The sequence below is a fragment of the Microcoleus sp. D3_18_C4 genome (genome assembly GCF_036702355.1).
GTDB lineage: Bacteria > Cyanobacteriota > Cyanobacteriia > Cyanobacteriales > Microcoleaceae > Microcoleus.
Map to the genome: position 1 here is coordinate 87697 of NZ_JAUBTF010000022.1, position 9071 is coordinate 96767.

The window sequence follows — 9071 nt, forward strand, 5'->3', positions numbered from 1 at the left end:
CTGATGCAGTTGAGAGTTCGACTGCTCCAACTCTTGTTGAGCTTGGTGCAGTTGAGAGTTCGACTGCTCCAACTCTTGTTGAGTTTGGTGCAGTTGAGAGTTCGACTGCTCCAACTCTTGTTGAGTTTGATGCAGTTGAGAGTTCGCCTGCTCCAACTCTTGTTGAGTTTGATGCAGTTGAGAGTTCAACTGTTCTAATACTTCCCCTGTCTGATGCTGTTGAGCTTGGGCATCAGCTAATTCTGCCTGGATCTGGTGTAGTTGCGCCTGAGATTGTTCCAATTCCCCTTGATTTTGGCATAGCTGGGATCGCACCTGCTCTAGGGCTACTATACCAAAAATATCCTGCTCCCAAGCCAAGTTAACCAAGTTAGAAAAATCAAAGGAATATTGCTCTTTTAACTTTTGAGCTATCTCTTTGTTGCTATACATCTGATACAGAATATCAAAAGAAAAATATTTGTGAGCATGGCGATTATCCCGACTCGCAAGCATAGCAATAAAAAACGGTGCTATATCTCTCTCAACTTCTTTTATCTTTCTAGATAATCCAATTTCATTTATATTTTCGGTCAAAGTAAATATATTTACCAAATCGTCAAAAATTTCAGGTTGGATATAATTTTTTAATACTTGCGAACATTCCAGTGTTAGTCTACTGCTATTTTTTGATGTATTGCCACTGGCGTTGCCTTGGCTTTGACAAAGCCGAAATTTTACCAAATTTTCAGGCATGATAAAAATATTATACTTCATGCAAAGCCGTATCCAGAAATCAAAGTCAGGCAACTGTGCAAATCGCTCGTCATAAAAGCCTACCTCGTTGTAGCACTGCTTACGGATTAAGATACTAGGGTGGCATAAGCAGTTGCCAAACTCAAAGAAAACTCTTAGCCACTCAAACCTTGTTCTATTAGGTTGTATAAATATCCGATTGTAATGATGATCGTAACCCAAATCATTGCCATTATCATCGATAAATTGGGCATAAGTAAAAACCGCTCCGTTTTCTGGGTGTTCATCTAAAAATTTAACCTGTTTTTCCAGTTTATCAGGCATCCACGCATCATCAGAATTGATAACTGCTATGTACTCACCTTTGGCCTCTTTTATACAATTATTAATCGCCACACAAGCGCCTTGATTCTTTGAAAAACAAAATAGTTTAATTCGCGAATCGGCAAACTTTTTGATAACCTCTACAGTTCCATCGGGCGAACCATCATCAGTAATTATAAATTCAAAGTCCTGATAAGTCTGGCTTAACACACTTTGAATTGTTTCGGCTACATACTTTTCATGGTTATAGGAAGCCATTATAACTGATACTCTTGGCATAAATTTTCTCCATTTAAAAGTTTAAAAGTAGATTCCACTAATCTTAGAGCTATTAGATAGCTTTTTTAGCCTAACTTAAAATGAACCCAATTGAACAGCATTGATTACAAAGAAGTTCAGGTATTTGTTTCCCCTAATTTAACTAAATTGAGAAAGAGGCAAGTTTTATAATTTTCCTCTGACTTCTTCACCCCATGCAACGACTAACCGGATTATCTCACAGATTGTTCTGATTTCGCCTAACCCCACTGCCGTACCTGTAGGCAGCAGCAACACCCGTTGTACCAGTTTCTCTGTTTCTGGCAGTAATAATCCTGCATGAGGAAAATACGATCGATAAGGTTCCATCCGATGACAGCCTGGATAGAAATAACGACGGGCGAGAACATTCTCAGCAGAGATAATATCTATCAGTTGGTCGCGAGTAACTTGAGTCACCGCCTCATTAACTTCTAGTACAATGTACTGATAGTTACATCTTTCTGCTGCTCCGTAGGTGAATAAGGAAATGCCAGGAATGCCCGCTAGTTCATCCTGATACTGCTTGTAATTACCATAGTTGACTGAGATAAAATTATCAAGACTTTCCAGGGAGGTCAATCCCATGGCAGCCGAGACTTCGCTCATTTTACCATTAGTGCCGATGTAAACAACATTATCATAACCAGCAAAGCCAAAGTTTTTCATCAAGCGTATTTTAGCAGCTAGTTCGTCGTTATTGGTAACGATGGCGCCGCCCTCGAAAGCATTGAAAAATTTGGTAGCATGGAAACTGAAGACTTCTGCCTCACCAAAGTTCCCAATCATTTCTCCCTTGTAGGAGCAACCAAAGGCATGGGAAGCGTCAAACATCAACATGAGGTTGTGTTTCCGAGCAATCTCGGTTAAGGCTTCTACATCACAAGGCTGTCCCCATACATGAACTCCTATAATACCACTGGTGCGTGGCGTAATCATTTCCTCGACTCGCCAAGGGTTAATGGTGTGGGTGCAAGGGTCTACATCGCAAAAAACGGGCGTGATTTCTTGCCATTGTAAGGCGTGAGGTGTAGCGATGAATGTGAAGGAAGGTACAATCACCTCACCACCAAGCCCTGCGGCTCTAATGGCAAGTTCCAGGGCTACTGTCCCGTTACAGGTGGCGATGCAGTGCTTGACCCCGAGCAAGCTACTGATCCGCTGCTCTAATTCTTGTAAATAAGGGCCGTTGTTGGTTAGCCATCTCCTGTCTAGCATATCATTGATTCGTTTGAGGAGGGAGGCACGATCGCCTATATTGGGCCTTCCCACATGGAGTGCTTCGTTAAATACTGGCTTACCACCAAATATGGCTAAGTCTTCTAAGTTAGATTTTTTTGTCATCATTAGAGTGTCTAATTTTTCACTAGCACTAAATTTTAAATTTTAACGCGGGTTTTTTGGGATGTAATTACCTCTACCATCATACAAGTCTTGACGCAAGTGAGCTTCTAATTCTAAGATTTTATCTTGAGGACGGGTTTTAATCGCCTTAGCTGGAGAACCAAAATATATTTTCCAAGGTTCACAATCTTTCGTCAATAAAGAATTAGCACCAATAGCAGCACCTTCACCAATAACAACTCCGGGCAAAATCACTGTATTGGCGCCGACAAGTGCGTGTTTTTTTATGTGAACAAATGACCGAGTAGGTAGACGATAAGGCTCAGGTACAGATGGGTTAGTTAAGCAACCACCCGAATAGTCTTCATTTCCTGTATAAACTCTAACTCCTCCTGATAAGCCAGTAAAATCTTCCATCACTAACTCACCACCACCAGTAATTGAGGTAAACGAAGCGATGTGAACAAAACTACCAATTTGGGTGCTTTTGCCACCCATGATAAAGACAAAATCATCAATAATTACCGAGTCACCTATGGCAATAACTTCAGGGGATACAATTTTAGCTTGTGGCCAAATAATCACATCTTGACCGACTTGTGCTAATTCTAATTTGTAGGCTTGATTTGTCATATAATTTAATTATTTTTCTGTCTCACAGATAAGTAAAGAGTCTTTACGAGTTTCTAGGTTTTTTAATTCGGGTATGTCGCTATTTCCCCACTCAACATCTCTAATTATAGTAAAGCCTGCTTCCTGCAACCTGCGATGTAATTCCTCTTGATCGTACAACCACTGATGTCCCCACCACCGAAAAGAAATATTAAGCATCTCGGCGCGGGTTTGAATAAATTGATACTCAGGCCATTTTAACCAATCTTGATCTTTCCAGTTTCCTAAGTAATACTTTTCAATGATCAGATCCAAAGATGGCATAGCTATCCGCATTACGCCTCCTAATTTCAGCACTCGGTAACATTCTTTGAGAAAGTTTAAACCTGCTTCTGCTGATAGATGCTCTAAAAAGTGTTCGTGGTGAATTAAACTACAAGAATTGTCGTGATAAGGGAGTCCTTGGGTAATATCTAAGTGTAGGTCAGTAACGCCAGGATGAGGACTCTCATCTATATTTATCCATCCTGCTAGTTTAACTGCCCCACACCCTATATGTAGTTTATGTTCAATCAATTGTATATCTTGAAAAGATGAATTGATTTTATGACGAGATTGTAAACCTGATTTTACTTGTTGTAAATAAGAGGCCGATCGCTCTAAATCTTCCCTAATCTGCTGTAACTTATCATTAAACATTTGGCCCAATCCTCCTGATTATTGGCTTTTATTTAAATGAGGGAATTTTGTTCTAACTGGAGAAACATCCAGGATTTTACACAGTTGGTCATAAGATTCTTCCGAAGCCGTGTTAATTACTAAAAGTGCCTCACTCCTGTATCTAAAATATTCTCTAACAATTTGATTAGGAAATTCAGAGAGTTCAATATATCTCGATTGATCGTATAAACCATACTCATCAGCCTGGAAAATATATTATTTACTGGCTTCTGCCATCCAACCTTCATAAACATAACTTGCTGACTCCAAATCTTCCCATGAGGGGTTTTGCCTTGACTGAATAGTTTACGGTGAAAGCGTTTAATAGATTCAAACCATACTTGGCTATTGTCTCTAATAGCAAAAATCTATTAATTTGTCAAACCTTATTTCAGCCCAGTCTTTTAACATCATTTCGGCTGGAAGCTGAGGTGCAAACGGAAATCCTAATTCAATCAGTGCGGCTTTCGTATATTCAGTTCCAATTTTGTTCATGCCCACACAAAAAATTTTGTTATAATTGAATTGAATTGATGCTTTCGAGTTTTTAATTTCTTGTAACCAAGAGCGCGACTGCTCCAAATCCGCTTTAATTTTTTCTAATTTTTCCGTATTCATCCTCAAAACATGACCCGTCTAAATTCTGGTAATATCAAGCCCTCTGAAAAACTATAGCACAAAAGGCGAACGCTTCAGCATTTATACCAGCCTCTATAGAACCCATTTGGGAGCTTAGATAATGAGGTCATACCAATTTTAGACGAAGTTGCATATAAAGATACTGTTTAGAGGGTAGTAGTCATGGCACGCCAACTGATTGTGGCGATCGCAGAAAGTGTACAGAGTGAGCGAGAAACCGCTAAAAACCAGTCGCACCGCTAGCCAGAAGGAACGGTGCAAAAGTTGGGTAAAAAATTTCGAGCGGACACTCGATACATGCGACTGCCAAACTCAATCTATGTTTTATTCGGCTAATGCTCAAACGGTTGGCAAATGTGGTCAGTGAATAGATCCCAAATGGGTTCTATCGGCAATCGTTGCCAAGCCCCAAACAATTCAGGAAGGTATCAGAGAAACTTGGCTGTAGTTTGATCGCTTAGCACCACTCCGGGAAGTTTGGAGTGGGACCAGGTAGCGATCTCCCGCCCTTGACTCCTCCCTCAACACTATTGAGTCCGATCTGAGTGGTGATGCTGTAGAAAAAGCTGGTAATATAGACAAGCCAGTGCTGTAAAGCGTTGCGCCACTGCGTGTAAACTGATAACTTGATAGTTGTAAATAAAAAGTTATCGCAGATATATATCGCAGATATAAGGATGAGACGGCTATGAGCGAATTCGACAAAGACCAGCAACAGCAACAGGAAGGTAATTCAGAAGAAGCGATCGCCACTTACCGTCGGGCACTTGAACTCAATAGCAACGATTCCTGGGCACACCATCAGATTGGGGAAGCCCTAGCCAAACTGGGTCGATACGATGAAGCAGTCACCGCATACCGCCATGCAATAGAACTTAAACCAGATTTTTCTTGGAGTTACCACCACCTAGGAGAGGCCCTAGCTCAACAACAAGAGTGGGAACAATCGGCTGTAGGCTTTCGCAAGGCGATTGAATTGAATCCCGAACATTTTGGAAGTTACGTGGGGCTAGGTAATAGTTTAGCAAAACTTGGTCAACTGGATGAGGCGATCGCAGCTTATACCCGTGCAAGTGAGTTGAACCCTGAAGCTGATTGGATTGCTTATGCCTTGGCAAATACAGTGCAACAGCGAAATCAGTCCCATTTAGCAGAAGCCATAGCCTCGTACCGCCACACTATAGCACTCAATCCAGACAATGTGGAAGCTTATCACAATCTTTTGCAGGTTCAACCCGATAACTGGGAAGTCTGGTTGCAGTTAGGGGATCTTCTACGGAAATTGAATCACTGGGATGAGGCGAGCGCTACATACCGTCGCGCCCTAGAACTGAATCCTGAAGCCTATGAATGTCACTTCAAATCTCGAAAAGGAGAATTAGTTTCTATGAACAGTATTGATATGAATAAGTCATTATTAAACTTTAGTGAACTGGAAAAAATAGGATATCAGATAGAAGTCTTTTCCAGTGAGCATAATATATCCAACTGGAGAGAGTTAAACGGGAGTGAAAATATTTCCTATATATTTGAGATAGATGAATTTTTAAGACTAGGCAATAGTCTATTTCAATTGTTAAATGGGATTTATTTAGCGGAGAGTTATAAAGGCAAACTCGTTCACCCTGGACATTATTACCTTAAATTAAATCAAGGAGAAATAAACTTTTCCACTTCTAAACCAACTTCTTGGTTGGTAAAAATAAAGGGTAACTTTTTTATCGTTCCAGAGCTAATAATTCCTAACTCGGAAAGTCTGAAAATTTTACACAACACAATATTCAATCTAGTTCCCTATAGAGAAGATAAAAGTATTGGTGAAAGAACTTTGGTTATACATATTCGTTCGGGGGATGTTTTTTCTAATTTTAATGTACACCCTTTATATATTCAGCCTCCTTTAAGTTACTACCAAAAAATCATAGAACATGGTAATTATCAAGATATTGTAGTTGTCACTGAGCCTGATCGACTTAATCCTTGTATTGATGAACTGTTAATTAGATATAATGCTAGGGTTCAATCCAATTCTTTAGAAGAAGATGTAAACACAATCCTCAGCGCCAAACATTTAGTAATTGGACAGGGAACATTTGGTAATAACTTATCAATGATTTCACCCAATTTACAAAAGTTATACTGCCCTTTCTTTCTGCATTATTCCCATGATCATTTGTTTCACATAGCTGAGGAATTACCATATCAAACCATTTTTGCTCGTCTTCCTTTCTATATTTTTCCCAGTGTGAGGACTAATGAATATGAGTTTGAAGGATGGAAAAATTCTTATGAACAAAAAAAATTCATGTTGTTTTACCCTAAAGAAATGATAGAACTAATATCACCACCATATTTTATGAATATAGCCCTTAAGAAACCTGCTACACAAAGTTCTGTATATGGTGGAGCAAGAGAAAATGATGCTCCCGGTGGCGTTAATGGTGTGAAGAATGGTAAATTTGGATTTCATACGGATATTGAGGAACAGCCTTGGTGGCAGGTGGATTTACAAGATTATTTTCACATTAAAGATGTCAAGATTTATAATCGTCTCGATGATTGTTACGACAGGGCTAATACGTTAACCGTACTAATTTCTGTAGATGCAGTTGATTGGGAACAGGTTTATATTTACAATGAAAGTAAGCCCTTTGGTGGTATTAATGGTTCTCCCCTAATAGTTGAAATTAACCGAATAGCAAGATATGTGAAGTTGCAGTTACTAGAAAGGAATTACTTACATTTAGACGAAGTTGAAGTGTATGGCTATCAAGTTGATTCTGATAGTGTCCCTGAGACAATGAAAATGCCAAAGGAACCCATTTATTTACACCTGGGTTGCGGTAATCTTGATCACCCAGAATTTATTAATATTGATATTCGGCCAGCACCACATATAGACTATGTCCGTGCTATTGATGATCTCTCTATTTTTGCTGATGAAAGTGTTGATTTAATTTATGCTTCTCATTGTCTGGAACATTTTTCTCATGTTCAGATTCCCCGCATATTAAAGGAATGGCATCGAGTTTTAAAAGTTAATGGTATTCTCAGACTAGCTGTTCCCAATTTGGATTTAATTATCAAAATGTATCATGAGCATGGCAATTGTATTGGACCTATTCTAGGACGATTGATGGGAGGACAAGACTATGAGTTCAACTATCACAAAACAATTTTTAATCAAGCTAGTTTAGAGCATCTTCTATTAGAAGTTGCTAACTTCAAGGAAGTAAGAATGTGGCAACCGGGAACCACGGATATCACTAATTTTCCCGATAGTTCTCGCGATCCGGTTAGTTTGAATATGGAAGCAATTAAATAAGATCACTGAAGTTGTGTCTATATTTGATAAGGGACTTATTGTTGATCTAACCGGAGTTCGGCCTTGCATAATTAATTGCGGGATGCTCTGTTGATCATCCTGTAGGGGCGAAGGACTGTCCGCCCCCACAATCGAAGATCCCAAATTACCAAATCATCTTATGATTGTGCAACCCTCACAAATCAACCTAGTTTTAATCCTAATATTTAACAGATATCACTAACAGCTCACCTTCCATAGACTTCCACTTCATCTAAATGAAGATAGTTTTCTTCGTTCAATTGTAAGCGAACATAACGGGCAACCTTTCCATCAATGGGAATAATTAAAGGATTGTTGTCAACACCGCCAAAAATACTACCTTCGTCATTGGCGTAAATTTCTTCCCACTTACCACCATCAGAGGACAGCAAAACTCGCAATGTCCTTGCCCTTTCAGAACATGAATTGAGTCGGTTATATATCTTAATTTCTTTCAATTCATAACATTTTTCTAAATCAACCTGCCACCAAGGGTTTACCTCTTTTTCCGTATGAAAACTAAACTGACCATTCTTAATGCCGTTAACGGCACTTTGTTTTTTAACAAGCTCAGGGGTGAAAAATTGATAGTAGGAACTTTGTTGACAGGGCTTATGCAAGGCTAAATTATCCCAAGAAATCTTATTGCTATCAGTATTATTACCAAAGCTCTTGAAAATAGCCAATTTGGGGTGTTTCACATAAAAAGCTTCTCCCCAACCAGCAGAATGAATAAACATATTTTTCATTCTAAACCCATAAAGCTTTAAAAAATCAGTAATTTGCTCATGGGTACATCCCCCTTCATACAAAGGGTCCTCACTAATTTCTACGGATACATATTTTAATCCATTTCTCAAAAGTCTATGACAGCCTCCTAAAACTTTTAAATCACAACCTTGAGTATCGATTACCAACAACTGAAACTTGTTTTCGGGTATATGTGGGAACAGCTCTCTCAATAGACTATCGACCGTCCTAGTACAGCTCGGCGTAAGTAGACAGACTATATTTGTGGTAGAATAACATAGTTAGTTTAGACCAGTTTCGGTAG

Annotated in this window: 8 protein-coding genes; 1 reads left to right on the forward strand and 7 read right to left on the reverse strand. The window is 39.2% G+C overall.

Translation table 11 applies throughout. The features are described 5' to 3' along the window. From QUA90_RS13600 to QUA90_RS13620, 6 genes are all read right to left on the reverse strand, one after another. On the reverse strand, positions 1 to 1338 hold a 1338-nt coding region (locus QUA90_RS13600), incomplete at its 3' end, for a glycosyltransferase (protein ID WP_333445982.1). A 165-nt stretch (positions 1339 to 1503) separates the two neighbouring features. Further along, positions 1504 to 2703 (reverse strand): DegT/DnrJ/EryC1/StrS family aminotransferase, encoded by a 1200-nt coding sequence (locus tag QUA90_RS13605; protein WP_333445984.1) that lies wholly within the window; start codon positions 2701 to 2703, stop codon positions 1504 to 1506. 39 nt (positions 2704 to 2742) lie between these two features. Then, positions 2743 to 3333, reverse strand: a complete 591-nt coding sequence (locus QUA90_RS13610; protein ID WP_333445986.1) for an acyltransferase — start codon at positions 3331 to 3333, stop codon at positions 2743 to 2745. Between the two features lie 9 nt (positions 3334 to 3342). Next, positions 3343 to 4011: a methyltransferase domain-containing protein gene (locus QUA90_RS13615; RefSeq protein WP_333445987.1), complete on the reverse strand. Its 669-nt coding sequence runs from the start codon at positions 4009 to 4011 to the stop codon at positions 3343 to 3345. An 18-nt stretch (positions 4012 to 4029) separates the two neighbouring features. Beyond that, the gene (locus QUA90_RS30435; RefSeq protein WP_445300107.1) at positions 4030 to 4245 is read right to left on the reverse strand and encodes a sulfotransferase; all 216 of its coding nucleotides are present in this window, start codon (positions 4243 to 4245) and stop codon (positions 4030 to 4032) included. Between the two features lie 141 nt (positions 4246 to 4386). Continuing rightward, positions 4387 to 4650, reverse strand: coding sequence for a hypothetical protein (locus QUA90_RS13620; RefSeq protein ID WP_333445989.1), 264 nt, complete (start codon positions 4648 to 4650; stop codon positions 4387 to 4389). Between the two features lie 709 nt (positions 4651 to 5359). Here QUA90_RS13620 and QUA90_RS13625 point away from each other — a divergent pair. Further along, positions 5360 to 7996, forward strand: coding sequence for a tetratricopeptide repeat protein (locus tag QUA90_RS13625; RefSeq protein ID WP_333445992.1), 2637 nt, complete (start codon positions 5360 to 5362; stop codon positions 7994 to 7996). Positions 7997 to 8223: 227 nt separating this feature from the next. On the opposite strand, the gene QUA90_RS13630 is transcribed toward QUA90_RS13625, so the two are convergent. Next, entirely contained in the window at positions 8224 to 9027 is an 804-nt protein-coding gene (locus QUA90_RS13630; protein WP_333445994.1) for a discoidin domain-containing protein, read from the reverse strand. Positions 9028 to 9071: the final 44 nt, after the last annotated feature.

What these genes read in the sequence shown, in the direction of transcription:
- QUA90_RS13605 (WP_333445984.1), bottom strand. Translation starts at nt 2,703, where the DNA reads ATGATGACAAAAAAATCTAACTTAGAAGACTTAGCCATATTTGGTGGT.
- QUA90_RS13610 (WP_333445986.1), bottom strand. Translation starts at nt 3,333, where the DNA reads ATGACAAATCAAGCCTACAAATTAGAATTAGCACAAGTCGGTCAAGAT.
- QUA90_RS13615 (WP_333445987.1), bottom strand. Translation starts at nt 4,011, where the DNA reads ATGTTTAATGATAAGTTACAGCAGATTAGGGAAGATTTAGAGCGATCG.
- QUA90_RS13620 (WP_333445989.1), bottom strand. Translation starts at nt 4,650, where the DNA reads ATGAATACGGAAAAATTAGAAAAAATTAAAGCGGATTTGGAGCAGTCG.
- QUA90_RS13625 (WP_333445992.1), top strand. Translation starts at nt 5,360, where the DNA reads ATGAGCGAATTCGACAAAGACCAGCAACAGCAACAGGAAGGTAATTCA.